This window comes from Cytophagales bacterium (assembly GCA_033344775.1).
Classification (GTDB): Bacteria; Bacteroidota; Bacteroidia; order Cytophagales; family Cyclobacteriaceae; genus JAWPMT01.
In genome coordinates, this window is the sequence record JAWPMT010000005.1 from 1,494,156 (window position 1) to 1,519,940 (window position 25,785).

At 39.6% G+C, this 25,785-nt stretch carries 32 protein-coding genes; 19 read left to right on the plus strand and 13 right to left on the minus strand.

Annotated features, from left to right (window positions below; all coding sequences use genetic code 11):
* Window positions 1-116 precede the first annotated feature (116 nt).
* Window positions 117-905, plus strand: coding sequence for a DUF4263 domain-containing protein (locus R8G66_23925; protein ID MDW3195446.1), 789 nt, complete (start codon window positions 117-119; stop codon window positions 903-905).
* Between the two features lie 81 nt (window positions 906-986).
* On the opposite strand, the gene R8G66_23930 is transcribed toward R8G66_23925, so the two are convergent.
* Window positions 987-1,202: a helix-turn-helix transcriptional regulator gene (locus R8G66_23930; GenBank protein ID MDW3195447.1), complete on the minus strand. Its 216-nt coding sequence runs from the start codon at window positions 1,200-1,202 to the stop codon at window positions 987-989.
* Window positions 1,203-1,302: 100 nt separating this feature from the next.
* On the opposite strand from R8G66_23930, the gene R8G66_23935 reads away from it, so the two are divergent.
* From R8G66_23935 to R8G66_23950, 4 genes are all read left to right on the plus strand, one after another.
* Window positions 1,303-1,578 (plus strand): hypothetical protein, encoded by a 276-nt coding sequence (locus tag R8G66_23935; protein ID MDW3195448.1) that lies wholly within the window; start codon window positions 1,303-1,305, stop codon window positions 1,576-1,578.
* An 80-nt stretch (window positions 1,579-1,658) separates the two neighbouring features.
* Entirely contained in the window at window positions 1,659-2,375 is a 717-nt protein-coding gene (locus R8G66_23940; protein MDW3195449.1) for a hypothetical protein, read from the plus strand.
* Window positions 2,376-2,511: 136 nt separating this feature from the next.
* A complete protein-coding gene (locus R8G66_23945) occupies window positions 2,512-3,237 on the plus strand; it encodes a hypothetical protein (protein MDW3195450.1) in 726 nt (241 codons plus the stop codon).
* A gap of 64 nt (window positions 3,238-3,301) precedes the next feature.
* On the plus strand, window positions 3,302-3,517 hold the full coding sequence (locus R8G66_23950; protein ID MDW3195451.1) for a hypothetical protein: 216 nt from the start codon (window positions 3,302-3,304) through the stop codon (window positions 3,515-3,517).
* Window positions 3,518-3,741: 224 nt separating this feature from the next.
* On the opposite strand, the gene R8G66_23955 is transcribed toward R8G66_23950, so the two are convergent.
* The gene (locus tag R8G66_23955; protein ID MDW3195452.1) at window positions 3,742-4,194 is read right to left on the minus strand and encodes a hypothetical protein; all 453 of its coding nucleotides are present in this window, start codon (window positions 4,192-4,194) and stop codon (window positions 3,742-3,744) included.
* Between the two features lie 164 nt (window positions 4,195-4,358).
* On the minus strand, window positions 4,359-4,865 hold the full coding sequence (locus R8G66_23960; GenBank protein ID MDW3195453.1) for a DUF2391 family protein: 507 nt from the start codon (window positions 4,863-4,865) through the stop codon (window positions 4,359-4,361).
* A gap of 168 nt (window positions 4,866-5,033) precedes the next feature.
* On the opposite strand from R8G66_23960, the gene R8G66_23965 reads away from it, so the two are divergent.
* The 9 genes from R8G66_23965 to R8G66_24005 all read left to right on the plus strand — a co-directional run bounded on the left by R8G66_23965 (window position 5,034) and on the right by R8G66_24005 (window position 12,603).
* Window positions 5,034-5,930, plus strand: a complete 897-nt coding sequence (locus tag R8G66_23965) for a DUF3078 domain-containing protein (GenBank protein ID MDW3195454.1) — start codon at window positions 5,034-5,036, stop codon at window positions 5,928-5,930.
* 154 nt (window positions 5,931-6,084) lie between these two features.
* Window positions 6,085-6,525, plus strand: coding sequence for an Hsp20/alpha crystallin family protein (locus R8G66_23970; protein ID MDW3195455.1), 441 nt, complete (start codon window positions 6,085-6,087; stop codon window positions 6,523-6,525).
* A 596-nt stretch (window positions 6,526-7,121) separates the two neighbouring features.
* The gene (locus tag R8G66_23975; GenBank protein ID MDW3195456.1) at window positions 7,122-8,639 is read left to right on the plus strand and encodes a Do family serine endopeptidase; all 1,518 of its coding nucleotides are present in this window, start codon (window positions 7,122-7,124) and stop codon (window positions 8,637-8,639) included.
* Window positions 8,640-8,891: 252 nt separating this feature from the next.
* Window positions 8,892-9,326 carry an Hsp20/alpha crystallin family protein gene (locus tag R8G66_23980; GenBank protein MDW3195457.1) on the plus strand — a complete coding sequence of 145 codons (435 nt, stop codon included), beginning with the start codon at window positions 8,892-8,894 and terminating at the stop codon, window positions 9,324-9,326.
* Between the two features lie 137 nt (window positions 9,327-9,463).
* The gene (locus R8G66_23985) at window positions 9,464-9,718 is read left to right on the plus strand and encodes a DUF2158 domain-containing protein (protein MDW3195458.1); all 255 of its coding nucleotides are present in this window, start codon (window positions 9,464-9,466) and stop codon (window positions 9,716-9,718) included.
* Window positions 9,719-9,819: 101 nt separating this feature from the next.
* Entirely contained in the window at window positions 9,820-9,993 is a 174-nt protein-coding gene (locus R8G66_23990) for a hypothetical protein (GenBank protein MDW3195459.1), read from the plus strand.
* A 12-nt stretch (window positions 9,994-10,005) separates the two neighbouring features.
* Window positions 10,006-10,209 carry a hypothetical protein gene (locus tag R8G66_23995; protein ID MDW3195460.1) on the plus strand — a complete coding sequence of 68 codons (204 nt, stop codon included), beginning with the start codon at window positions 10,006-10,008 and terminating at the stop codon, window positions 10,207-10,209.
* A 666-nt stretch (window positions 10,210-10,875) separates the two neighbouring features.
* Window positions 10,876-12,225, plus strand: coding sequence for a magnesium transporter (gene mgtE / locus R8G66_24000; protein ID MDW3195461.1), 1,350 nt, complete (start codon window positions 10,876-10,878; stop codon window positions 12,223-12,225).
* Between the two features lie 69 nt (window positions 12,226-12,294).
* On the plus strand, window positions 12,295-12,603 hold the full coding sequence (locus R8G66_24005) for a hypothetical protein (protein ID MDW3195462.1): 309 nt from the start codon (window positions 12,295-12,297) through the stop codon (window positions 12,601-12,603).
* A 6-nt stretch (window positions 12,604-12,609) separates the two neighbouring features.
* Here R8G66_24005 and R8G66_24010 read toward each other — a convergent pair whose 3' ends face one another.
* Window positions 12,610-12,996 carry a hypothetical protein gene (locus tag R8G66_24010; protein MDW3195463.1) on the minus strand — a complete coding sequence of 129 codons (387 nt, stop codon included), beginning with the start codon at window positions 12,994-12,996 and terminating at the stop codon, window positions 12,610-12,612.
* A gap of 229 nt (window positions 12,997-13,225) precedes the next feature.
* On the opposite strand from R8G66_24010, the gene R8G66_24015 reads away from it, so the two are divergent.
* On the plus strand, window positions 13,226-14,362 hold the full coding sequence (locus R8G66_24015; protein ID MDW3195464.1) for a putative porin: 1,137 nt from the start codon (window positions 13,226-13,228) through the stop codon (window positions 14,360-14,362).
* A 51-nt stretch (window positions 14,363-14,413) separates the two neighbouring features.
* Here R8G66_24015 and R8G66_24020 read toward each other — a convergent pair whose 3' ends face one another.
* The 7 genes from R8G66_24020 to R8G66_24050 all read right to left on the minus strand — a co-directional run bounded on the left by R8G66_24020 (window position 14,414) and on the right by R8G66_24050 (window position 20,912).
* Window positions 14,414-14,722 (minus strand): hypothetical protein, encoded by a 309-nt coding sequence (locus R8G66_24020; protein MDW3195465.1) that lies wholly within the window; start codon window positions 14,720-14,722, stop codon window positions 14,414-14,416.
* A 415-nt stretch (window positions 14,723-15,137) separates the two neighbouring features.
* A complete protein-coding gene (locus tag R8G66_24025; protein ID MDW3195466.1) occupies window positions 15,138-16,667 on the minus strand; it encodes a retropepsin-like aspartic protease in 1,530 nt (509 codons plus the stop codon).
* Between the two features lie 60 nt (window positions 16,668-16,727).
* On the minus strand, window positions 16,728-16,964 hold the full coding sequence (locus tag R8G66_24030; GenBank protein MDW3195467.1) for a hypothetical protein: 237 nt from the start codon (window positions 16,962-16,964) through the stop codon (window positions 16,728-16,730).
* A 24-nt stretch (window positions 16,965-16,988) separates the two neighbouring features.
* On the minus strand, window positions 16,989-17,219 hold the full coding sequence (locus tag R8G66_24035; GenBank protein MDW3195468.1) for a hypothetical protein: 231 nt from the start codon (window positions 17,217-17,219) through the stop codon (window positions 16,989-16,991).
* A complete protein-coding gene (locus R8G66_24040; protein MDW3195469.1) occupies window positions 17,203-17,574 on the minus strand; it encodes an HTH domain-containing protein in 372 nt (123 codons plus the stop codon). The genes R8G66_24035 and R8G66_24040 overlap by 17 nt, the downstream gene beginning before the upstream one ends.
* A gap of 18 nt (window positions 17,575-17,592) precedes the next feature.
* Window positions 17,593-19,758, minus strand: a complete 2,166-nt coding sequence (locus tag R8G66_24045; GenBank protein ID MDW3195470.1) for a peptidase domain-containing ABC transporter — start codon at window positions 19,756-19,758, stop codon at window positions 17,593-17,595.
* On the minus strand, window positions 19,755-20,912 hold the full coding sequence (locus R8G66_24050) for an HlyD family efflux transporter periplasmic adaptor subunit (protein ID MDW3195471.1): 1,158 nt from the start codon (window positions 20,910-20,912) through the stop codon (window positions 19,755-19,757). The genes R8G66_24045 and R8G66_24050 overlap by 4 nt, the downstream gene beginning before the upstream one ends.
* 525 nt (window positions 20,913-21,437) lie before the next feature.
* On the opposite strand from R8G66_24050, the gene R8G66_24055 reads away from it, so the two are divergent.
* Entirely contained in the window at window positions 21,438-21,614 is a 177-nt protein-coding gene (locus R8G66_24055; protein MDW3195472.1) for a hypothetical protein, read from the plus strand.
* 172 nt (window positions 21,615-21,786) lie between these two features.
* Window positions 21,787-23,127, plus strand: a complete 1,341-nt coding sequence (locus tag R8G66_24060) for a tetratricopeptide repeat protein (GenBank protein ID MDW3195473.1) — start codon at window positions 21,787-21,789, stop codon at window positions 23,125-23,127.
* A gap of 42 nt (window positions 23,128-23,169) precedes the next feature.
* Here R8G66_24060 and R8G66_24065 read toward each other — a convergent pair whose 3' ends face one another.
* Window positions 23,170-23,709: a helix-turn-helix transcriptional regulator gene (locus tag R8G66_24065; GenBank protein ID MDW3195474.1), complete on the minus strand. Its 540-nt coding sequence runs from the start codon at window positions 23,707-23,709 to the stop codon at window positions 23,170-23,172.
* Window positions 23,710-23,857: 148 nt separating this feature from the next.
* Here R8G66_24065 and R8G66_24070 point away from each other — a divergent pair, with 148 nt between their 5' ends.
* Window positions 23,858-24,169, plus strand: coding sequence for a hypothetical protein (locus R8G66_24070; GenBank protein MDW3195475.1), 312 nt, complete (start codon window positions 23,858-23,860; stop codon window positions 24,167-24,169).
* Window positions 24,170-24,644: 475 nt separating this feature from the next.
* Complete coding sequence (locus R8G66_24075) at window positions 24,645-25,076, plus strand: hypothetical protein (protein MDW3195476.1); 432 nt, start codon at window positions 24,645-24,647, stop codon at window positions 25,074-25,076.
* 168 nt (window positions 25,077-25,244) lie between these two features.
* Here R8G66_24075 and R8G66_24080 read toward each other — a convergent pair whose 3' ends face one another.
* Window positions 25,245-25,775, minus strand: a complete 531-nt coding sequence (locus R8G66_24080; protein MDW3195477.1) for a hypothetical protein — start codon at window positions 25,773-25,775, stop codon at window positions 25,245-25,247.
* Between the last annotated feature and the right edge of the window lie 10 nt (window positions 25,776-25,785).

Here is a 25,785-nt window from a genome sequence, read left to right on the forward strand (position 1 = left end):
CAAACACTATCATCTCTAAGATAACGGAGCTACTTGCAAAGGTTAATGTGATACGAAACTTTAGTGAAAATTTGAAAAGATAAGCTTACGGATGAAAGTTGGACGTTGTTTTCTATATGCTTTACGAAAGAAATTACCTAGAACTCACTGAACAAGAAAAATCAGAACTTGAAAAAGCGAAAAAACCATTTTCTTCAGATAGTGGTGGAGTGATCATTGATTACGAAAAAATGCCCAAAGCTGCTTTTTTCTATGAATCACTTTTTCCAAATAATATGTTGGATATTGATGAACTTATGATAAGCGATAGAACAACTAGGATTCTGTCTGATTTTCGTTCTTTAATTGATAGTAGAGCATCGACGGAACGAGACATTTTAAACTTTATTAAGTCTAATAGAGCGTATTTTATTATTGCATCTGTACTAGTTGATTTCCATTTCGGCCACCATGTGGCTTATGCATTCCCTGAATTCGAACTGCCGCCAGACTATAGAGTAGACTACTTGATTATTGGAAAAAGTTCCTACGGACACGAATTCGTATTTGTTGAGTTGGAAAACCCATATAATAGTATTACCGTCAAGGATGGCGGTCTAGGAAGTACCTTTCGAAAAGGAATAAAGCAGCTAAGCGATTGGAACAATTGGATTGAATCTAACTTCAATCATTTACAGTTGATGTTTGAGAAATTTAAAGGTACAACCTGTGAATTCCCTGAAGAATTTAGGAAACTAGACACAACTCGAATGCACTACATTACAGTAGCAGGGAGACGAACTGATTTTAATGAAGTGACTTATCGAATGGCTCGGAAAATGATGAGTGACAGATTCAGAATACTCCATTATGATAATTTACTCGATAAAGCTGAGCAAGTGATTGGAAATGGTAACTATGTTTAAGAGGAAACTCTATAAGCCCTTTCACTCAGCGTATTTTGAATTGCCCTAGTATCTGCGTAGGATTTATCTCAACCAAATAATCTAAAAGCTGACCACCTCCTTCAAAGAAACCTCCAAAGCCTTCGCCACTTCATACAAGGAATAAAGTGTAGGGTTCACTTTGCCATTCTCCAGCTTTTCTATTGCTTGACGATCCTTCCCACAAGCCCTCGCGAGATCTGATTGACTCCAGCCTTTAGCTGTTCTCAACTCAATGATCCGCTGACCGATTCTGGTTTTAAGCTCGTCTTTCGTCACAAATCAAATGTCAACGAACAGTACGACAATTGTGTCATATAAAAGTTTGACAACTCAATTTCGGTTACTATGTTTGTCGTATAATTAATTGACATTGTTTATGAGCCGGCTTACCAAAACAATCCATATTCCCGAGTCTTTCCCCATTTCCGAACCTATGATCCTTGAGCTAGCAGAATTGTTATCTGGTACGGATCTTAAAACCTTAAGTCGCTCTTTAAGGATGCTTACTTTTTACTATTTGAATCGAGAGCATCAGGAATTATCTGCAGAATTTCAGGTCTTTATGAAGGAGGTGCCGGCCTTGTTTGATTTTCTGGATTTGGTGGAGGATGAGCTAGGGCATGTTAATCAAGAGGTGTCTGATCAAGAATAAGTCTTTCATTTTGTTGCAGAAAATGGTTGTAATTATCAAGGTATATCTTAATTTGACGCAATTGACAATGATAGTATACCTTGGAAGAAATAGAACACCATAAGTTTTTTCAAGTATTTCTGCCTAAGAATACTGATACTGAAAATATGAGTGCGGTTGAAATGCTAATGGAAGAATTTCACCTCAGTTATAATGGCAAAGTCACTCCAGATTATGAATATGATGACTCAGAAAGGTCACCTTTACAAGTAATTCTTTACCCTTCTTTTATCTGGGCATCTCGAGAATTGAATCGTAATAGTCCATTCGAACAAAATAAGTTTGTCAATGAATGCATCGATTCGGAGTTTGTGAATATGTTATTCAGGATCTATCCGGTTTACAAAGTTCGTGACTTCATAGAGTATCATTTTCAGTTTTATGAGGGAGAAACTTCCGAATTTCTGAGACATATTAAGTATTCGATCATTCCAATAATCAGAGCTAAAATTGAAAATGCTAGAAATAAGGACAGTGAATTATTCGGACGAGAAGTTCCGGAATTTGATGTTATAAAGGATGTAATTGAAGACTGGATGACTGAAAAGAAGAACGATCAATCTAATAGTGAGTATACTACTAATATTCAGAATGCTGATAATGTTATAGTGAACAATAATAGCACGATCGAACAACAAAAATATCAGAAGACCAAAGCCGCAAAAAACAAGCTAGCATTAATTGGTATAATCATTTCAATTTTTATGCTAATGATAGCCTTGATTTCCAACTGGGACAGGATCATTGGATTATTCTAGAAATCTATACATCAATGGGAATACGGATCGCGTAAAAAATGAATCACTGATAGTGGGCGTATGATATTAAAGCGGTATTCATTACTTTTAACAGAAATGAACGAAAGATTTAGGATTTGCTTTTAGCAGCTTATCAATGGATATCAAATTGACACTCACAATATTGATACCTTCTATAATTAGCTTTATCGGAGGGTACCTGCTTTTTAGATTGAAAAGCTCCTTAGTACGATTACAAAAAAGAGTTTCAATTCAAAGACTTGCCAGTTCGAATGATGATTTTTGGGGAGACATTTCAATTCAATACAACAAGCAAAAAATCAATCACCTCCAGTCCGTACATATCGAAATATTTAACAATACTGGCAAGGATGTTGATGATTTTATTCTAACCATACTTTCCCCAGACAACAGTAGAATTCTATCCAGTTTTGCTACGAATACAGATACTCATGTAGAACTGGAAGATTCATTTTTATTTCAGGAGCAAAAGGAGGCTAAAAACTGGGGTTATCTTGATACAACTAGGGAATATAGTGTTCAAGTTCTGAATAGAAGGACAGAGCTTAGCATTAGCCTCTTGCTGGAATCTACTGATCAAAATCTAGACGATAACTTCATAGTATCCATTGAAAAAAAAGGTGTAGTCATAAAGCCCTATAAAAAGCCCACATCGGATTTGGGATTTATATTAACTGGTTTTATAGTGGTCATTTTAACCGCCTTTTTTACATATCTCGCTTATCCCGAATCCCTAATTCCAATCGCTATAGTTGCGTCTGTAGGATCTTTGCATATATGGATTGGCTTGATCATTTATTACACGATCATGGGATGGAAGCATTATGAAGATGAAGATTAACTGAAATTACCACAGGTGAATTCAAGAAGGCTTTAACTACAATTAACCGAGATACTCTAGAAATATGTGGACAGAACTCATTAAAATCGAACAACTAAAAACACTCAAGGAAGGTGATCGGCTGAAATTTGAAAACTTCGGATACGATCCAATTTTTTTTATTGTAGAACAAGTTGGTACCCATACGGTATCCATTCACAATGAGTTGCATTCGGATATTCCATTGCTAACACCTATTGAACTACTTCTAGGGTTGGAATTAGAAATGGAAGATGGTTAATTGTCTGTCACGTAAGTTGTTAGAATAAAAAACAGCGGAGCCGAAGCCACGCTGCAATACAACCAGCATAGACCATGCGCAACAAGCGCACGTGCTCTTTTCATGAATATCTGGCAATGAATTCATTTTCCTAAAACTTTAAAAAAAGGACCTTACCGAAATAAGTTCCTTCTGCCAACCGAATGTGGCTGACGAATTGATCAACATATGGGCCGTTTCAATGTCTAGAATTGATAAGTTTCGTGTTCTAGTCGTAAAGTGGATATGAAGGAAGTAGAGGTGATCAATGCATTGGCCAATACTTGTTTCTCCTCCTTCACAAATGCGGCTTCCTTGATCGCTTCTCTTAATTCTGCATTCAGTTGTTCCTCGTAGTTGATACAATACTCCAGTACTTTTTTGTTGCTGTATTCAATCAGGAGTCCGTGGAGCTCTATTCCAACCTGGTCCCAGGTCAGTTTACTTTTCTCCAGAAAATCCAATTCAATTTCTGAACGATCTATTTTGAAAACATCAGCGAAGCCATTCAAAATCTCGTCCGTATGCTCGGCAAGCTCCCGGTAGATATTTCGGTTGGGACAGTTTTCGCTGCTCACGATTTGATTGTAAATTTTGTGTGCCATGAAAAGCTTGTCCAGCACTTTATCTATTTGGGGATGTATCGTCGTAATCGTCATAATTTCTTATTCTAGTTCGACAATACAGGTTCAAACAGTATGCCACCTACTTACAAGGGCAGACGATACCTATGACGATGCAGATGTGTGGATTTTATGCAACACATCAGGCCTTTTTGTGGTGCTAATTCTACAACCTGGCGATGGCTTCAAATATCTATTTGCTATTTAATAGAATCGCTGAGTGTACCACTCATCGCAGCTGGGAAAGCGACAATGACGATGCGTTTTAAGGCCAAAAGGTTATCTACACCCCAGGGGCATTTATCAATGAGCGTGAGAATGATGGCAACCATGGCCATGGAGATGAGGTAGGTGCCTAGCACGCGCTTTAGAAATTCAAATTCGTGCCCTTTGAAAGCGATTCGGTAAAAGTTGGAATAGATAAAGATGGAAGTGAGGAGCAATGAGAATACCGTAATGCCAATGATGTTGGCATTGGACAAGGTTTCGGCCAGTTGCCAGGCCTCTTCTGTAAACGAGACGGGAATCGCCAGCAACGCAGAACCCACAGACACCTGAAAGATGTCTCGCAATTTGAATTCGACCATCAAGGGCCGTAATACATAGTTGAGTATTTCGCCAGACTTATTGGCTACCGGTGTGATGCGATGTAGATGCCCGCCAATTCGCTTTTCCGTGGAGGGTTTGATTTCGATTTTCTCTTCCATGCATGAGGCTTTTTGCTAATCTACAAAAAGGTAATTGGTCGGTATATTTTTAATATCTCCGAAGTGACATGGGAAGTGGAGTAATCGTGAGTTTTAGGTAAATGGATCAACGGTAATAATTTCTACCAGGCATGATTCTCGCATAGTACCCTGGTAATATTAATTATTATGCGTTACATCACTCTTTTATTCCTTTTGCTTTCGTTACGTGGGTTTTCTCAAGAGTCCTTGAAATTTAAAGAAGCAGACTCCCTTTTCGGATGGACTTCCAAAGGATCACTGAATACCAACTTTGCCAATGTGGGATTGAACAACTGGTCCGGTGGTGGTGAGGACGCGCTTTCTCTGACACTGGACCTGGATTACAGCCTTGATTATTACGGTAAGAACATCATTTGGGACAATGAAATAAATATACTTTATGGGTTGACCCGATTAGGGGATAATAAAGAATTCCGAAAAACAGATGATCAGTTTGTATTAAGATCCCTCTTTGGTCGGCGCTTTAATAAGCAGCAAACACTGACCTTCCTGGCGGAGTTCAGGACGCAACTTTCCAAAGGATTCAACTACAGTGATGATGCGGACGAACCGTCCAGAACCCTTGTATCGAGCTTATTGGCACCTGGATATCTGAATTTGAACCTGGGTTGGACTTTGAAAAAGAAGGACATTTATTCGGTGGCTTTTTCCCCGTTGACAGGCAAGTTCACTTTCGTGGCAAATGACTCGCTTTCTAATGCGGGAGCCTTTGGAGTCACTCCCGGTAAGCACCATCGATTTGAAGGTGGGGCCAATATCAACGGAAATCTGTCCTGGGAGATCTTCGAAGGTGTCACGTTCAAGTTGGCTGCAGACTTGTTTTCTGGATACCGAAACCCTGAATTTATTGACGTGAACTTACGCGCGGCCCTTCGCATGAAAGTGAACAAATTCCTGACTTCTGGTATATCCGGGACGTTGATCTACGATGAAGATGTGGATGTGCTTCGGGACGATGGAACCACTGGCCCTGCGGTACAATCGAGGTATACGATCAATGTGGGATTTGCTTTGAGTTTGTAGCTTCGATGAGCTAATCCTTGTCAAAATGACAGTGCTTTAAGTATGTGAAAACCTTGTAGACTGCCAAATTTGCAGGATTTTAGACCGAAATAAGGATTGGTATAGGGTTTGAAAAAAAGCAAGAACATTCTTTTATCATTAAACAGTTAAAATCATGACGCTTGTAGCAAATCGATCAGTTTCTCCGTCATTCAGCCATCTGTTTGACGATTTCTTCAACACTGAGATTGGTGTTTGGAGACGAAATAATTATTCTTCTAGTAACACGACACTGCCGAAAGTCAACATCATGGAAGATGTGGACGGGTACGTGGTAGAAATGGCCGCTCCTGGCATGGAAAAGGGAGATTTCAAAATTGACTTGGAGAAGAACATATTGACCATAGCTTCTGAGAAATCCCGGTCAGAGAAAGAGGATGTGAAATACACCCGATGTGAATTTGCCTATCATGCTTTTCAAAGGTCATTCACACTTCCTAGTAGTGCGGATAGTGAGCAGATCAGTGCGGTTTACGAAAATGGCATCTTGCAGGTGAATATTCCAAAAAAGGAAGAAGCCAAGCCTAAGCCACCGAAAACCATACAGATCGGATAATTCATTCAATGCCGGGTGGTCTACCACCCGGAAGGACTGAGTGTTTAGTATAGTGTTAACGAAGATTTTTCAAAAACAAAAGTAACCTTACTGAATCACCCTTCAATTCCCTAAAGGGGTGGCTTAGTTTACTCCCATTAGGGCTAGGGGTAATTTGAGATTCCTGAAAAATCTTCGTTTGCAATCAAAATGCGTTCTTTATTAGCGTATTTCTGATTTAACCAATTACTACTTATTATTTAATACTTGCACATGGGCTTGTTAGCTATTGGAATGGTGGTAGTGTGCCTCTTCTATGTATTGCTTTTGCTCCTGATTGAGTATCGCACAATTATTGTCAGATCAGTGAAATGAGCATAAGATCAGGGTCATAGCAACCTAGGGTGAATATCATTGATGCGAATTCCATGTGGCGATTGAAATAAAACCATACACATGAAAAGCAGCATTAGCACGCTTCGATCTAAGAAATCCATTCACTTCAAGTTGATGGTTTCAAAACGAATCGAAAGCACCTCTCGCAAGCTTAACAAGGCCGCATGAGCAAAATCCATTAACGTCTGTCTTGTGGATAACAGGACTAAAATTTGGTGAAAATGAAAAACTACATTGTGACTGGAATGATCGCCCTGGTTATTTCTCTGGGCGTAGTTTGGTTAGCGCCAGATCTTATTCGAAGCGACCAAACGATTAAAATAGAACATGTGAACGGTACACCTGCGCAAGGGGCTGTTTATACTGTGAATAGCGAAAATGAAATTGTACCATTGAACTTTACGGAGGTGGCGGCTGATGTAATGGATGCGGTCGTACATATACGATCCACCCAAACCAGTTCCCTGACGCAGCAACGTCAGTATCAGCAATCACCTCATCCATTTCGAGACTTTTTTGGGGATGACTTCTTCAATGACTTTTTTGGACAGCCGGGACCTAACAGGAGATATGAATACCGTTCACAGCCGCAGCCCAGAGTGGGTACAGGTTCAGGTGTGATCATTAACGAATCTGGCTACATCGTAACCAATAATCATGTCATTGCGGATGCTGATGACATTGAAGTGACGCTCCATGATAATCGCACCTATAAAGCTTCCGTGATCGGTACGGACCCAAGTACGGACCTTGCCCTTATCCAAATTCAGGAAACCGGTTTGAAATCCGTACCCTTTGTCAATTCAGATCAGGTACAGGTAGGTGAATGGGTATTGGCGGTAGGCAACCCATTTAATCTAAATTCTACCGTCACAGCAGGTATTGTAAGTGCGAAATCTCGCAACATCAACATCTTACGAGATCAGTATGCTGTTGAGTCCTTCATCCAGACTGATGCGGCGATCAACCCGGGAAACAGTGGAGGTGCACTTGTCAACTTGCAGGGAGGACTTGTTGGTATCAATACTGCCATTGCCAGTCCGACGGGAGCTTATTCGGGATATGGTTTCGCCGTTCCTGCAAACATGGTCAATAAGGTCGTAGAGGACCTACTGAAATATGGAGCGGTGCAACGTGGATACCTGGGCATTACCATCCGTAGTGTAGATGGCAATCTCGCCAAGGAAAAAGACCTGGACGTTACCAAAGGTGTGTACGTAGATAGCCTTGCCGAAAACAGTGCAGGTATGGACGCTGGACTAGCTTCAGGTGATGTCATTATCGCAGTAGAAGGTATTGAAGTGGCTAGTGCTCCTGAATTACAGGAAATGATTGCGCGACACAGGCCTGGTGATGAAGTGGCATTGAAGGTGGCAAGAGGTAATAAGGAACTGGAATTAAAGGCGAAGTTGAAAAATCGTGAGGGTGAGACCCGCTTCCTGGCAAAGAACAGAGATGAGGTGCTGAACATGTTGGGTGCCGAATTTGAAGATCTCGATAAGAAGACCGCCAGGGATCTCGGATTGAGCGGAGGTGTAAGGGTGAAAAAGCTCTTTCCGGGCAAGTTGCGCCGTGAAACGTCCATGCGCGAAGGGTTTATCATTACCAAGGTAGATCGTCAGGTCATCAGGGATCAAAAAGACCTGGCGCGTGTGCTTCAGCGTAAAGAAGGTGGCGTACTGATCGAGGGGTACGATCCAGATCGAAAAACCAGACAATTCTACGCCTTTGGATTGTAGTATTTCAAGGAACATGGAAGAATGTGGGTATATAGGCATGCTTCCATGTAATTATCCCAATTTGTTAAAAAATATTAAAGACTAAAATTTAGTGAAACCAAAGACCTACTGAGTACCGTATTGCAAAATAACCGTATGGTCGAGTAGCGACCTGCCTTGTTTATGGCAATAAGTTTTGATAGCCCTTTCTGAAAAGTTGGGTTACGGTTTAGCAAAAACAGTTGGATTGTTTAACTATTAGAATTTACTAAAATGAACATCGTAAAGAGAAGCAACTTCTATCCTTCAACGTCGTTTTTTGACGACTTTTTTACCAGAGATCTGTTTGATTGGTCAGGTTGGACCAACAGCGATCAAGTAGTACCAAGAGCCAATGTGCTTGAAAGAGACAATGAATTCCTTGTTGAGGTAGCCGCACCAGGCTATAACAAAGAAGACTTTCATGTGGAATTGGAAAATGATATGTTGACCGTTCAGGTAGAAATATCTAATTCTGAGGAAACGGAAGGTATCCGATATACCCGACGGGAGTTTAGTTATCATACTTTCAAAAGGGCATTTTATCTGCCAAAAACGGCTGAGGCTGAAAACATCCAAGGAGCCTATGAGAATGGTATTTTGACTGTAACGATCCCCAAGAAAGAGGAGGCACGTAAAAAACCGGTTAGGACCATTTCCATTTCCTAATCAGATCAGCATTCTATTTTGAGCCCGCCTGCCGACGAGGCATGGTTTATCTGCCAACGAGGCAGGTTTGACTTGAGTGTATGGTGGGGCTCGTTTATGGGCCTCAGCATCTTGAATTAATCAAAAAACATTTTACTATGATAAGACATTTCAAACCTGGAGATAGAGTTCAATTGAAGTCGGGCGGACCTGTGATGGAAGTAATCAAATACGTCCAACAGGGTAAACGTCTTGGGAAATCAACTGTAAGCAATGCAAAGGTGCTTTGTGTCTGGTTCGAAAGTGGTGGAAACCGAAAGGAAGAGGTAATCCATCAAAATCGATTGATCAAAAGAAGACTACCACAATCGATGATCAATGTGAAGGCGCCTATGAGACAACCCTTTGGGTAAATAAATAATGATGGCCAGGATGGGAGCCCTGGTCGAGGTTGATGGTGAGCGAGTAGAGGGGGATGAGAGACCCCCCTCTAACTTTTAAAATCAATTGACAAATGAAGATACTGAGAGCAATACTTGATTTTTTCTTACTGTTCGTGGCCACCATGCTGATCGTAGGAATGTTCTTGAGATTCGGAACAGAGGCCTTCCAGCGATTGTGGCTGCAAGTAAAGACACGGCTAAATGCAAATGGAAGATTGCATTTGAGTAGTGAAGTTCTTGAATGACTAAATCTGAACATGATGAAGCAGACATCTTTCTTAAACTATTACCAGACGATACTAGCAAAAGTGAGTTTCGACCCTGCTTTGCTGAAAAAGGAATACAACAAAGCCCTGAACATTCTTCACCCCGATGAACAGGCATCACTAAAAACATGGGTGGCTGAAAATGGATTGGATCAGGCAATGGAAGAGCTTTCTCTGGTAGAGGTTGGTGTTTGACCTGGAAAGCGTCCGGGTCTCGGTTAGGGGTTGAGCGGCAATTGAGAGGTTGCCGCTCTCCTTGTTTAAAAAGAAGTACAAGTCATGTGACTTTTCGAGGGCCTCCCGGCTGAAGTGTATAAGAAACTGAAAGCTTTGTACAAATTGATCGCACTGCTGGTACTGATTTTGGCATCTTTATCAATGATTCGCAGCAGTTTCAGGATCCGCAGTTGTACAAGGTGATACTTGATCTAGAGAACCTGCATGAGGAAAAACTTAGTGATAGGCCCTAAGAGGATTTAAGTCTCAACGTGAGTAAAAAAGTGTCTATGGATTGGATGAATTTCCTTGAATTGACCCTCTAACCATCCCGAAATTTGCACTCCGTGAAGAAAGTAACAGAATAGTTGTTTGTGTGAGTTGTTTGATCTATTGATGGATTTGGACCCTTTTCCTAATCGCATTATCGCTTTTGCCTGGTCCTGATGTTGGTGAAACCCCTGCTCGGGTTTTATTTAAATCTACACAAGAAGGGAAACCTTTGAAAGTTTGTCTTTGATGGAGCCTTATTTGTTTCATAAAAAATTAAGATCAAAAAAAGACCCTGTAGAGGGGCGGTATGATGATCTTTACATGTTGCTAAACCATTTAAGAAGCCAATAGCATTATTTGAAAAATCAGACCATGATCGTTGAGAAACCCTGGGAAGTCATCAAAGAACAATTGGCGGCTCCAGATCCGGATGAGATCAAGCTGTTTCTGGAGGAATTGAGATCGGAGGACATTGCCGGTATCATTAGTCACCTGGAGGAAGAGGAACGAGTAAAACTGCTAACTGTGCTTAAACCTGCGGAGGCAGCAGAATTGATCGATGAAATTCCCTGGCAGCAAGCAGTCAAAATACTGGAGGATCTTGATGCGAAGGAAGCTGCTGTCATCCTGCAGGAGATGCCTAGCGATGATCAGGCGGACTTTCTTACGGAGCTTGAAACGGAAGAGCAAAATGCGATTCTGGATGAATGGCAACCAGAGGCGCTGGAGGAAGTCAAGAAATTGATCCAGTATGATGATCAGACCGCTGGTGGTTTGATGATCACGGAATTCCTGGCTTTTGATGAATCCATGACTGTCGGTGAAGTAGTCAAAAATCTCAGTGACAATGCCGAGAAGTATGAACGCTACAATCTGCTGTACATTTATGTGACAGCCCATGAGAAGTTTGAAGGTGTCCTGCAAATGCGGGACTTGTTGTTACGAAAACAGGACACTCGCTTGTCGGAAATAGTCTTGAGGGATGCAATCACGGTAAATGATGACGATGAGTTAGAAGAACTGATCAGTTTCTTTGATACCCACGATTTTTATGGAGTGCCTGTTGTCAATCACAAGCGTGATCTCTTAGGCGTGGTGTTGCGCAAAGACCTCCGCGAGGCGGAAACGGAACAGATCAACTATGAGCACCTGGAAACGCAGGGTATCGTCGGTGGTGAGGAACTTAGAACATTGCCGATACTAACCAGAGCGAAACGACGATTGTCCTGGCTAAGTGTTAACATTCTTTTGAATATCGCTGCGGCCAGTGTGATTGCGGTCTATCAGGATACGCTATCGGCAGTCATTGCTATGGCAGTGTTCTTGCCTATCATTTCTGACATGAGTGGCTGTTCCGGTAATCAGGCCGTGGCCGTGAGTTTACGTGAGCTCTCACTTGGGGTAATCAAACCTTTCGAGTTGTTGAGGGTATTGTGGCAGGAAGCTTCTGTTGGTTTGATCAATGGTGTGGTATTGGGAATGCTGATAGGAACGGCAGCCTGGATATGGAAAGGGAATATCTATCTGGGGCTGGTCGTTGGTGGAGCCTTGGGGATCAATACCCTGATTGCAGTTTCGTTAGGTGGAGCAATCCCTTTGATCTTAAAGCGGTTCAATGTAGATCCGGCGCTGGCCTCTGGTCCTTTGCTTACCACCGTGACCGATATGTTGGGTTTCTTCCTGGCACTGACTTTTGCCAGTATGATGATGCCGTATTTGTAGTTGACATCAGACCAGAACGATGAATGATGAGTTCGACGATTTTGTTGTCGCCAGGATGTGACCTAATAAATGGACAAAGGATTTACACTCAAGGAAACCAAGAATTGCAGAAAGTATACCAAGCATGTATATGAACTGAGTCAACGGATTGATGAGTCTTTTGTCCAGTCCTTCTCTCTATTTGGGAGCTCGGAAGTTACAAACTTTAGCCAGATGCTTCCTGGGAGCTATGATATGATAAAGATCCGGAACTACGAGTTTTCTTTCGAAATCGCTGCCAGTTTAAATGGACATGACATGATTGTCACCTACCAGAAGAAAGATCAACCCATCATGGATATGGTAGAGGTTCATTTGAAAGGGTGGATATTTGGTTAGTTTAGACTATTCCGGCTCTATCCCATCCTTGATCCATTTTTCAGCTCGATTTTCCCAATCGTGATGTTGGGTGGAATCAATGTACCTCTTTGTTGAATCTTGCTTCCATTCTTTTGATAATCTTCGGGATTGCATTTTGACCAGTGCACTATCGATAATCGTCGCAGACCGTACAATTCGGGTGACTGTCCATTCCGGGTGTGCACTGAGAATAGCCTGACTTTCCACTGGGAGAGGTTTCATGCTGCGCATATCTGCCAATAATCCAAATTGTTGGGGTACCAAATCCAATGTTGTTTTGAATTCATCCTTATAGGCCTGCATCTCCTCCGGACTAATAAATCCTTCGAAGGTGAGTTTGATTCCATAACTTTTCACTTCAATCTTGTACATGTCCGATCAGGATTTTTAAACCACGGATGAAATATACATAGAACGTTAGCAGGATAACCAGATTCATGATTGATTTCGGCTAATAGGACCATATTGTAGGTGAGTCGAAAATTGCAACGGACTTGCCTATTCCTTGCCGAGTACAAGGAGATAAGCTACTTGATAAATTGCTTTTTCAAATAGACATTGCATAATATCTTAGCGAGGATAGCACTAACCAATACACCATTTGATCAGGTATCTCTCTATTTTTTCATTCCTGGCTTTTTCATTTTCTCTGGCTGCTCAGACCGATTCCCTCAAGTCGAAGATTAACTTTAGTGGCGATTTCAGATTTAGGGTTGAACAAGATTGGGACTCTCGCAAATCAAGTGGAGAGTTCAGAACTGATCGATCAAGGCTGAGGTACAGGATAAGAGCTGGCGTAGTATATCAGCATATTCATCAAACCCAGGTTGGTGTCAGATTACGAACCGGTAATCCCAGAAAACAGCAAGACCCTCAACTGACATTAGGTGAAGGGTTCAATGAATTTGGGACTTTACCTATCGCATTGGAAAAAGCCTATTTTCAAACAGAATTGGGAAGTTTTAGGATTTGGTTAGGTAAAAACTCATTCTCATTCAAGAAACAAAATGAACTTTTTTGGAGTGACAATGTATTTCCCGAGGGGATATATCTGAATAAAATAGTTCCTCTGAATGCTGGATGGATAGATCGTTTATCATTTAATGCCGGCCACTTTATCATGAATACAAGAGGAGGCAGATTTGAGGATGATAGCTACATGCAAGGGATTCAAATCGTCTCTCAAAATTTCAATGACAGGGTTTCTTTTTGGCCTTCGCTATATCTATTTAAAAATATTCAAAACATCCCTGATGGAGCTGAAACCTATCGCTTGAATTATTCAATCCTAAGTATCGGAGGGTATATCAAGTTGAGCAAGTCACCATTAGTCAAATTAGAAATGGACTGGTACCATAATCTCGAAGACTATAGTGAGAACGATTCCATTCCACAGAATTTTGCGGGGCAAAAGGAAGGCATAACCATGGCTGTAAGCTATGGGGAGCTATCGGCTAAGGGTAACTGGCATATTAAGCTTACTTATGCCAATTTGCAGCGCTATTCGGCTTTGGATTTCATGGCTCAGAATGATTGGGCTAGATGGGATTATTCTGCTTATGATTCCCCAGATGGCAGATTGACTAATTTTCAGGGTATAGAATTTACAGTAGGGAGAAGCATGCATGATAACATCACCCTGAAGATGAAGTACTACAATGTTCAACAATTGGTGGCTCTTGGAGCCTTTAAAGAAAATGGACAAAGAATTCGATTTGACATAGACGTAAGATTCTAGGTGGTCGGTAAATACTTGAAGAAAGCGAAGAAAGCTGATGCGCTACCCTCGCTAGAAGTTGACCTCAGTCGCAAGTTCCAAATTGATTTGGAGGATGCCTTCAGTCGCTCCGATGGGCATGTATCTCAGGATGTAGGAAGAGGAATCGCATTCCATGATAAAGACCGTATCTATTTTTCCTGGTGAAAGTTGCATTTCGTCGATCAGCGATTTGCCATTGAGGTTCCCCTTGATAGAAAGTGATAGGTGGCTGATACTTTCATGAGAAGCAAGCTTAAAACCAATAGTATCTGTTCTCGCTTTGGACACATCGTCGATGATGATCTCTCTGTTATACTGATGCCTGCATGCACTAATCATCGTTAAGAAAACGAGCAGTGAAATAAGTAGGTAAGTCTTAAACACGTGCTAAGATACTGTGGACATAACACTTGAAAAGGATCTTACAATTATTCGCTGAGCTTGGGATAGTAGCTTCTTGTTTGAGAGAAATAGGCCAAAATGTACGATTCTAGCCGCACATTTTAGGGTTATAATCCATTTACCCCGTCTCAAAATAAGGGTAAAAAAAGAAGATCATGCCCACTTCTTTTGCAAAGTGTATTTAGTTTGATTTTCTACCTTTGAATTGAAGCAGTAACACTTTATCATAGAACCTAAGAAAGTCGGGACGAAACGTCCCGACTTTACCAATAGAACCAGCATCGGTATTACTCCGCCAAACAGAGCATACATCTTAATTATTTACGCGCGTTTAAGTCTGTCAACTTAATTTCTAATAGCTATTGAACAAGTATCTCTTTTTTAAGGAAATGGCTTCTGGGTGTTCTATGAATGTGATTTTTATTGAGTCCTTTCTGAACGCGGCACTTACCAATTCGCAATAGTTATCGGCGTTGATTTCATGATCATTCAGGGCTGAGACTTTCCATCCTGGTTCGATACCTGATGATATATAGACATCTTCATCCACACTAGATATTAACACGTCCATTGAGTCACTTATATCATATGTTAACCCGTAACCTCTGGGATTCATGGATATGGACCTGCTGCTGTCTTTTCTGATGAGAACTTGTTTATTCTGATAATCCAACACATAGTCCCACCGCTTCAAAACTTTGTTTCCGAGTAAATTTGCTCTACCAGGTGATATATACCCTGCGACATTCCGCGCTAATACGAAATTTTCCTCTGAGGTTTTAACCAAGGGAATCTTGTATCTGTGCAATTCATCTGATTTGTTGCTGAGACTCCTTCCAGCACTTCCAATAACTCTTACTTTATCTTCTCCGCCAATAGATTCTGGATTTGCGGAAAGTCCAATTCCTCCATTGTAACCTGTATCTAATATAAAAGGCTCTTTTACGCTATTATCCACTTTTAGCCTTAGTCTAATGTGATGGCTATTCCTGTTTATACTCACATTTAGGGTATCAAATACCTGATCCAAGCTTAAAGACTCAATGTTGTTTGCGATTACAATACGTCTATCACTGGAATTAAAATACCATGTGAAATGCTTCATTAAGTCTTTTCCAATAATCCCCTTTATATCGGAATCGCAGTGATTGGGCTTAAACCTTACTCCATCAAATTTGAAATTGTTAAAAGTTAATCCTGACATCTTAAATTCTTCGACTTCATATATCCAGGTGAAAAACAAGTGAGATGTAGCGTCAAGCCCCACAGAAAACCATTTCAGGCCCACGCCAGCTTGTTTATGAAGGGGATCATCAGCATCCATGAAAATGATGTTACTTGCTCCTGTATCTAGGATAAAAGGGTAAGATTTTCCTTCTATCTCACACCATACTTTAAGGTGGCTACTGTTTGTATATTCAATTGGTAATTCATAGGTCTGAACACTGTTAATATGTTGAGGATTACCTTGTTGTGAAAAGAAGAACCCAAATACTGTAGCTCCCAGGAAAAAAGTCCACAGTAACGATACTCCTAACCCAGATAGAAAAGCATAGTTCAAGTATTTGTTGCTGATTATTGTATCCTTCCAAACCTTATACAAGGCAAGGGGAAAAATGAACCATCCGAAGTAGAAGCAAGCCAGCGCAGCAGGGAATTCCAGAAAGATTGAAAAACTTTTCAAATACTTTCTTAATGGGATCTGCAATAGAAATAAAGTTGTTACTGTGACGTAGCCCCATATCCCAGATAAAACAACAATTACTGAGACATTTTTAATAGATGGGATATTAGTTTTTACTTGAAAATAGAAAGAACATAACCCCATAAGAATCAATCCTGTGGCAATCAATGTTCCTTTAATTAGTCTTTTTCTTTTCAAACTGGCTCTGTTCTTATTAAAACAAATAAAGGCTGGGCCTTTCGGCCCAATAGCACAAATTTATTCTTCACCACCACTGGTGCCAGAACCATCTGCATCGCTATCACCTCCATTTTTCAATTCAGAATATCGGTCACCCACCCACATGAATCCTGACATTACACCAGCGGTCACATAACCCATGAGATAACCAGCTCCGTAGAACACATCAGCAAATGAAGTTGGATAAGCTGGTATTCCACCATTTCCCCCATCAATAGTCATTTGCTCCGACTTGGATAAATCTTGTAAGTACATAATCTTTTGCTTTAAGTTGATTAATTATTCTTCGTCACTTGAAGATGGATGTTGACCAGTGTGCTCAAGGGCCGTTTCTATTCCATCGTAAACTCCCTGGAACCAAGAGCCAATGGTATTATTGTAAACATCGGCAACTACATTCCATGCATCTTGAGCGGCCCTGTGCATACCTGGGCCAAAAATGATCTGACCTCCATTGGTATTTCTCATTTCTGCCTCTGTCAGGATAGTTAAGTTAGAATTCAATTTCATAATTAAGGTTTTTAATGAAACAATTTCCTCCGAAGATAATTTTGCTCCGTACAATAGAAAGTACGGAAGTGATTTTCCCATAATCCCCTCCTGAAATGTTCTTGTACTCTTCCTCAGAAAGCTCTTCAATCTGAATTTTTAACGGGTATTTTCCATCTAACCTGTAGGTTTTAGCACTTCTATCATAAGTGATACAAGCCCCTTTTGATCTTAATTGATCAATCATATTATAGATCTGAGTTCTGCTGACTCCAATTTTTTCTCCTAGCTCTGAGGGGGAGCCTGTTCTCTCATTTTCCAATAGTTTTTGAAACCGCTTAAGCTTTCTGGCCTGTTCTAAAAAATGATTGATCATAGGTTGATTTATTAAGCCTTAATTTTCTATCATTTTTTGCGCATGATGCCAATGACTCTTGTAGGTTTCACTCTTGGATAGCAAATTATTGTGACTCCCAATTCCAACAATCTTTCCTTTTTCCATATAAATCACTTGATCTGCCATTTCCGCGGCATAAGAACGGTGAGTAATGGCAATAACCATCTTCCCCGAATTTCTCAGTTTAGTCATGGTATTGATTACCAAATTTTCTGCTCCGTGATCCAGGGCGGATGTAGCTTCGTCAAATATGAGAATGTCCGGCTCATTATAAAGTGCTCGTAGAATCGCCAATCTTTGTCTTTGACCACCCGATAAATTGATTCCATTTTCTCCAAGTAAGCTGTTCAATCCACCAGGAAGTTCATGGATAAATTCCATTGCTCCTATTTCCTCAGCTAGTCTCATGATCTTTTTGGTATCGGCATCAAACTTTCCAAGGGCAATATTTTCAATGACAGTTCCGGCGAATAAGTCAACTTGCTGTGGAACTATCCCTATAATTCTATTGATGCTATCCTTACTGACCGTGGCTAAATCATAATTACCTATTGATACTTTTCCCTCATCAATTGGATAAAGCTGCTTGATGATACCAGCTAGAGTAGATTTACCAGAACCACTTTTTCCGACTACAGCAGTTAATTGACCTTTCTTGATCACAAGATTCAGGCTTTCAAAAACATTCACTCTGGTGCCATAATTGAAAGTCACTCCTTCAAATATTATATCGCCAATCTCTGCAGATGTGATATTAATCCGGTTTTCTGCATCATCATTTTCTAAATCCATGATCTCGAAGAGTCTGTCAGCTGCAATTCTTGCATTCTGAAAAGACTTGTTTGCACCAATTAGAGAACTTATTGGTCCAGTGAAATAACCGATGATAGCATAAAATGACATCAATTCACCAGGGGTAATGGTTTGATTCAAGACGTGATAAGAACCTAGCCATAACATTGAAATTGTAAATGTTCTTGATATTACGAATGTTGCGTTTCCAGTAAAAACACCATTCATGCCCGAGGTATATACTGAGGTTAATAGATTGATAAATCTTGATTCAGTCTTTAAATTGGTATAGTCTTCCATTCCAAAAGACTTAATTGTCTTCACGCTATTTAAAGACTCTACGAGCTGGGCTTCTAGTTCAGCTGCATGTTCCATTACTCGCCGTTCCACCTTCTTATTTAGTTGGTTGGATATCAAGTAACTCACAATATACAGGGGTATGATCACCAGGACCATTAAGGCCAATTTCCAGTAGTATGTGAATAACAAACAAAAAGAGAATAGAACAACGAACACGTTGATTAATATGGTAATTCCTACTTCGTTAATGAAGGTTCTGATTTTTACCGCATCACCAATTCGGCTCATGATCTCTCCAACCCTCATGGTGTCAAAAAAACGCTGAGGTAGAGATAAAATATGCTTGTAATATCCAAGGATCAGTTTAGCATCGATGCTCTGGCCTGTTTTGAATATGAAAATAGACTTGTAGACCCGCAGCAAGACTTGTACTACCAACAATCCAAGCATAGCGGCACTCATTACGTTCAACAGTCCAGAATTGCCAGTAGGGATAACAAAGTCTACAATTTTCTGAACATATATGGCGGTTGTCAGTCCAATTAGAGTAAAGAAAGTGGCTCCAACGATAGATTGAATCAAGACAGCTTTATGCGGTTTCAACAAGAACCAAAACCTACTATTGATTGAAATCTTTTGATTTCCCTTTTCAAACTTTTCGCTAGGAGTTAACAGTACAAGTACTCCTGACCAAATGTTTTGAAACGTCTCAATGGCGTAAATTTCTATTTTGCCGGTCTCAGGGTCCATTACTTTTAGGCCATTCGTTTTTGAAATTCCGTAAATGACCACATAGTGCTGGATTATTTCTCTCTTCACTACATGTGCAATTACTGGCGTTGGTAATTCCATGAGTGCTTCTAGATCACCCTTAACACCCTTGGCGGAGAAGCCCATTTTTTCTGCAGCTTCTACCATTCCATAGATATTGGTACCCTTCTGGTCGGTTCCTGCAATTTGTCTGATTCGGGAAACCGGAAGTTTTAAGTCATAGTATCCGGCTATAGAAGCAAGGCACGAAGCTCCACAATCTGTAATATCTCGCTGTTTTATCAGTGCTGCTTTCTTCATATGCTCTGCGTCCTAGGATCCAGCCAATCCTCAACTTCATCTTGTAATAGATTCCAAATGCTTCTATCAGTAATCTTGAAGTGACCTTCAAGTGACATGCCCTTTTTTAAATAACCGATATAGCCGTTACTCAATGTCATGTTATCTTTTTCTAGTGAGCACTCAACCTTGAAAAGTGATTGTTGATTAATGTTATAAGCACTTTCAGAGATATGTTCAATGACTCCATTCACAAAACCCCATTCATGATGATCATAGGCATCAATACTGAATTTGCCTTCCATCCCTTTATGTAGCAGACCTATACTACCAGGAGTAATCCAGCATGTTACATGTAGGTCATCCCGAAATGATAGTTCAGCTAAAAATTGCCCTTCCATTAAATTTTGCCCCACACTAGTGTTTTGTACATTTTGTAACTCCCCTGAATTGGCAGCGATAATCACATATCTGGATCGTTCAATCTCAAGCTGATTCAATCTTAGATCGATCTGTCTTAATTTATCTTTATTCTGAATTACCTCTTCTTGCCAGTTGTTGCTCCACTGTCGCTTAAGAAGCGTAAGTTCTGCCTGACTCTCCTTAAATGCATCTAAATAATTTTCATATTCTATTTCAGGGATCACCTTTTTCTCAAAAAGTAATTCCTGTCTTCGGAGCCTTCTTTCTGCATTCCTTACATCTAATGCTAACCTTTCTAAAGCGCTTGTAAACTTCAAGAATTGCACCTGATATAATGAAGACCTGAGTGCTTTATGATCATTCAAGTTTTCAGTTGAGAGTAGGATGCTTAAGTCTTTTAGAAATTCGATTTTCTGACGTTTCTGTTCAAGCAGTTCATTTTTTTCAATATTCAAATGGGTTTGATCAAAAACCAACAGTGTATCGCCTTTATTGACGTTAACATTCTCAACTAAAAAGGATTTTGAAACCATACCAGATGCAGATCCACGAATTTCGTGTCGATCTGAAGTGGTTGATATTGAACCCCGTGACCTCTGTGTTACCTCAATTTTCACAAGAGGTAACAACACTATAACTACACCCAGAGAAGCTAGTATAATCCAATAAATGACTGAGTTTTTGGTAGAGATTCGAAAGGTGTAATGTTCAATTGTCCTTTCAATGAATTCCTTTGGAAAGAGCTGTTTCATTTTATTTGAAGTCGCTCATTCGGTAAAGTTGTTGTAGGAAAGTGGCAATCAAACAAAGCCAAAACGATAGGCTTGTACGGCTCTTCGAAAAATAGAGAAATAAATAGCATTAATATGGTTCTTAAATCAAACACCAAAACCAGAATTTCGATGTTTTCTATTCAAAGGCTATCTAATATGACAATATTTTAGTCATAAAGACAACTTTATTGTCAATATTAAAGAAACTTTTTATCTCTCAAAACAAATCGAGCAAAATAAGAGCAAATACCTACGAAAAAGGTTCTTTCATATTTGTAACTCTTTAGCAAGAACATCTTGGCTTTCGTGGGAGAAACCCGAACACTAAAAACATGACCACTTAATCCTTTGGTCTTTTTAACCCACTTCTAGAATTCTTATTTAAGTGTCGTTCGAAAACAAAATCAAATAGTCACTCACAAAATACATGCGTTATATGAAAATCAATGAAAAAGTGATGGTTCCGCTAACTTTCACGCTACGTTTCATTTAAACATAATAACCATGAAAAAGCTATTGAAGTCTCTAGCTATCGTTTTGTTCATTTCATCACTTTCCTATTCTTGCGACTCATTTACTGAGGGGCTAGATGAAATTTCTAGTCCTTCAGATATAATCCTCACAGAATCAGGTGATGCGGAGAGCGGTGGGACAGTTAAGCCGGGTGAAGAACCCGAATAAGGGACTATCGCACTAGATTTAAGTCCAGAGGCTAAGGCTTTGCCTAGCCTCTCATTTCTTCCTATATCGTCAAAACACTTACATTGTCTGCAAAATGCTCTATCTTTTCGGCCATGTTCTGTCATAATGGTTTGATCCATTTGTGATAGAGACCAGCTTACTACTTGAATCCATGGAAAAGATAATTCTATATTCTATTGGTACACTTATATGCCTTTTATTACCGTCTTCTACTATTACTGCTCAGAATTTTGCTCTGCTCCAAGAGAAAGTAGCTGGAATTAAAGAAACTGACCCCAAAGCAGCAATTACATTAATTGAATCCGCTATTAATGAAAATAATTATAGCTACGGTGAGAGAGCTGAACTGTTTTATTCAATAGGAGATATAAATCATTCTTTTCTTGGAGAGGTTGAAAAGGCTTTATTGTCTTTTTATAATGCTCTGCGCTTTTTCCGGCTTGCCAACAATTCACTTCGTGAACATCAAACGCTTGTCTACTTAGCGATTCTTTTTCAAGAATCTAATCACTATAAATACGCTATAGAATATTATACTGACGCTATTAATATTCCAGGTTTGGATTCTGCAAAAATCCGATATGCTCTATATAACCTGGCTGATGCTTATCGTCTGGACAAGCAGCATCAAAAAGCCCTAGACATTTTACTCGACCTTGATGATTACTACACTTCTGTAGGCAAAACCAAATGGTTGCTATTGTGTAAATCAAATATTGGCCACACTTATTTTCGAGATGAACAATATGAGGCATCCAAAAATGCCTACAATGAAGTTTTGGCTATCATCGATACCACTTCAGATTACCGAAACCTCGGGAGTAAGTCCATAAATAGTCTTGGTATACTTCAATTAAGACTAGGCAATTTTTCTCAATCAGAAGAATTGCTTCTACAAGGATTAGAATTAAAACGCCAAAAAAATGCATCGAACCATTCCTTAATCGTTAGTTACATTAATCTCGGGCAGTTGTATATCAAAACTTCAAAACCTAATATAGCAGTGAATTATTTCACTTTAGCTTCAGATTTAGATCCTAATTCTGTCAACTATGAATACTTCTTTGAGGCTCTTAATGAACTTACAAACATTGCTAAGTCCAATGACAATAAAGATTTAGTCATTGAATATAAAGATCGGATTATTGAGCTTCAGAAACCACTAGTGGCCAAGTCAAAAAGGCTAGAAATTTTTCATGATCAATACATTGCTGAAAGGGCCAAGTATCTGCATGAGAAAATCACTTTAAAGGATCAATTGATAACTTCTCAAAATCGCAGCATTCTAGGAGGAACCTTTCTTATTGGCCTATTGATAATCGTTTTGATCTTTTTTGTTATTCAAAACAGAAAACTAAGGGATCAAAATGATTTGATGCCATCGCTTAGAATGAAGGACAAGCTTCTAAATTACATAAAGAGTACCTACGGCATCAATTTAGAGGTAGCCGAAGAAGCGTTAAGAAAGAAAGGGAGACAAGCTCCAGATTAGTAACAGGTACCAGATCAATCCAGTTTCAGTGTTAAACTCAGGTCAATCTTCTGATTTTGATTGTTCCAATAACGCAATGTACTTTTCTGAAAGATCCCCATTTTTGGACGAAGTTTTGATGTTCAATTCTTTCAATCGCATGTTTTCTTTTACCAGTATCTGCTTCGCGAGAAGAGATTCAATCAGAAGCTCCTTTAAATCCTTCTCTGAATATTCATCAAGGTATTGAAATTGATCGGTTTTGTTAAGATCACCTTGAAAGAATAAGTCAATGACCGCACCTCTGTCACCATCACCTTCTTGGTCAGACCTCTGAACTGAGGCTTTCTCCATATCTAGATTGACAAACTTGCTCGGATCGAGGTTAAAATGATCCATGATCCGAATGAATGTTTCCAGTTTTGGATAATTGCCTGATTCATAGGAGTTAATGTTACTTCTGGTCAAGCCAAGTAAGGTAGCGAATGCACCCTGTGTATATCCATTTTCCTCTCGAAGCCTTTTGAGGTTCTTACTGAAATAATTCACCGGAGTTTTTTTATTCAGGAATTTATCCCTATCATTGGGCAATATTATTGTCATAATTGACAATTAGGTTGTCAATTGCCACATTCAACATGTTTAAACCAATGAATAAAGCTAGATAAATTTTATTCATTCCGACAAGTTGAAATTGAACTAGCAAAAGTGATGGAAATAATGAAGAGCAGGAAGTCGTCCTGCCGTGTAAGTGTATTTAACCGAAGAAGTGGTGATTGGTACTGTAAGTGAGGTTAGTGACTCGGTAAATAAAGATGCTCGTTATCAAAGAGTTTGTGATTTGCTCAATGAAATCGTAGTAAATCCGAACCTCAATTCTGACTCTTTATCTCCGATCCCCGAAATAACTATTCTCATCGAAAGGATATTACAGGATACCAATGACTTAAAAATTCTTCTAAATCTTCTACTAGAGGAACCTAGAGATTATCAATACATCAAAATACTGCTACAAAAGATAGGTTTTGATAAGGTTGATTTTATGGAGAATCACAATGAATGAAACGTAACAGCGTGTAAAATCTTCAGTTTGGCTAGACCATGTGACCTGGAGCTTCTATGGTTAACACTATAGGTTAATTTGAGTCAGGGTGGGAGTTTACAGGGGATGGAGTACCCCTGGACCTGCCCGACTTTTTAAAGGCTGACAATTTTCAATCCTGATAAATCAGGAACAATAACGATTATCAAACGAAAACGGGGCTCGTTCCCGTGACTTTTCTGCGCACGCAGAATTTGTCTATGCTGGTTGTAAGAGGTGGTCAATTTGGCCACCTCAACCTTTTCATAATCAACTTGAAATGATAATGTGTGATTTAAGGTCTACAAGTATCATACTCAGTAACCAAATGACTACTCTTATTGACTATGTACGAAAAATGGATACGACTATGGACTCACGACTATTCAGTTATAGCACCATAATTTCTCAATGTGTAAGCGTACTTAATAATCTCCATTTTGAAAGTCCGCGGAAATTGAATGACATTCTAACAGACTTGATAAGCATTATCATGCCATTGGCTCAAAGTTCTGATATGCTCTATCAAGATGCCCAATTCCTCGTTTCCGCTATCATATTCAAACACAAGGGCCGAGATGCCATTTCACCAAAATCTTTTGACTTACTTCTTAATAATGCTGCGTTGTTGAAAGATTTAGAGAGTGATAAAAAGACATTGGCCTGTGGAGCCTTGTATACTATCAAAGGTGAAAATTATGTTATACTAGGACCATTAGCTCTTGGTACTGACTATTGGATTTATAACCAAATCAAGCTCGATCAACGTAAGACCTTGGTAAGCGTGCCTTCTCATCGCTTATTCGACTTAATGCCACTCTGTTCAGCCGATTTTACGCTTAGAGGGTTCGTGCAACTGGAAGATAGTGGGCTTTGGTCATCACGTTGATAATACTGTTTTCTGCAAATTCATCGTGCTTTTCTTTCAATTATTCACCAAGAATCAACAACCTAGTCCTTTTTAAATACATGATTAGCGAATCATAACATTGATGGCAGCGTTTTAGATAACATTCATAAAAGCCTTTCTTTCCTCAGAAGCTAAATAATCATTTTGCTACTTCAAATACCACAAGACATTGTCGGAAATAATTTTACTATTCTCTTTCATTGAAAATTTCATATTCTCACTTATCGGCTTGGGGTCGATACGGTAATAAATACCGCTAATTAGACCAAAATCAGTATACCCTACTTCCACGGAGTTTTCAATATTGGGTGCCTGCAAAAGCGCTAAACTTTTGCAATTGACCTTGTCAAGTCGATTTTTAACCTCTAATAAATCACTTTCAGACCAATTCAAATCCCTTAAAGCATCTGCTAGATTCAAATTTGTAATAACCTTGGATTCAATTTGATATTTGATTTCCTTCAAAGTTTCATCCCTGACCCTTAGTGTGATGTACTCGTCTTCAAATAATAGATACTGAACTCTATCAGCATTATTGAGAGCCGTAAAAAAGGAAATCAATTGATCAAACTCTCTCTCATGATCTTGATAATGAGAAATAATTCGTTGTTCATCTAAAGTGCCACCACAAGAAAACACAACGGCAGAAAGTATTAATAGATATCCAATATATTTCATCTCCAATAAT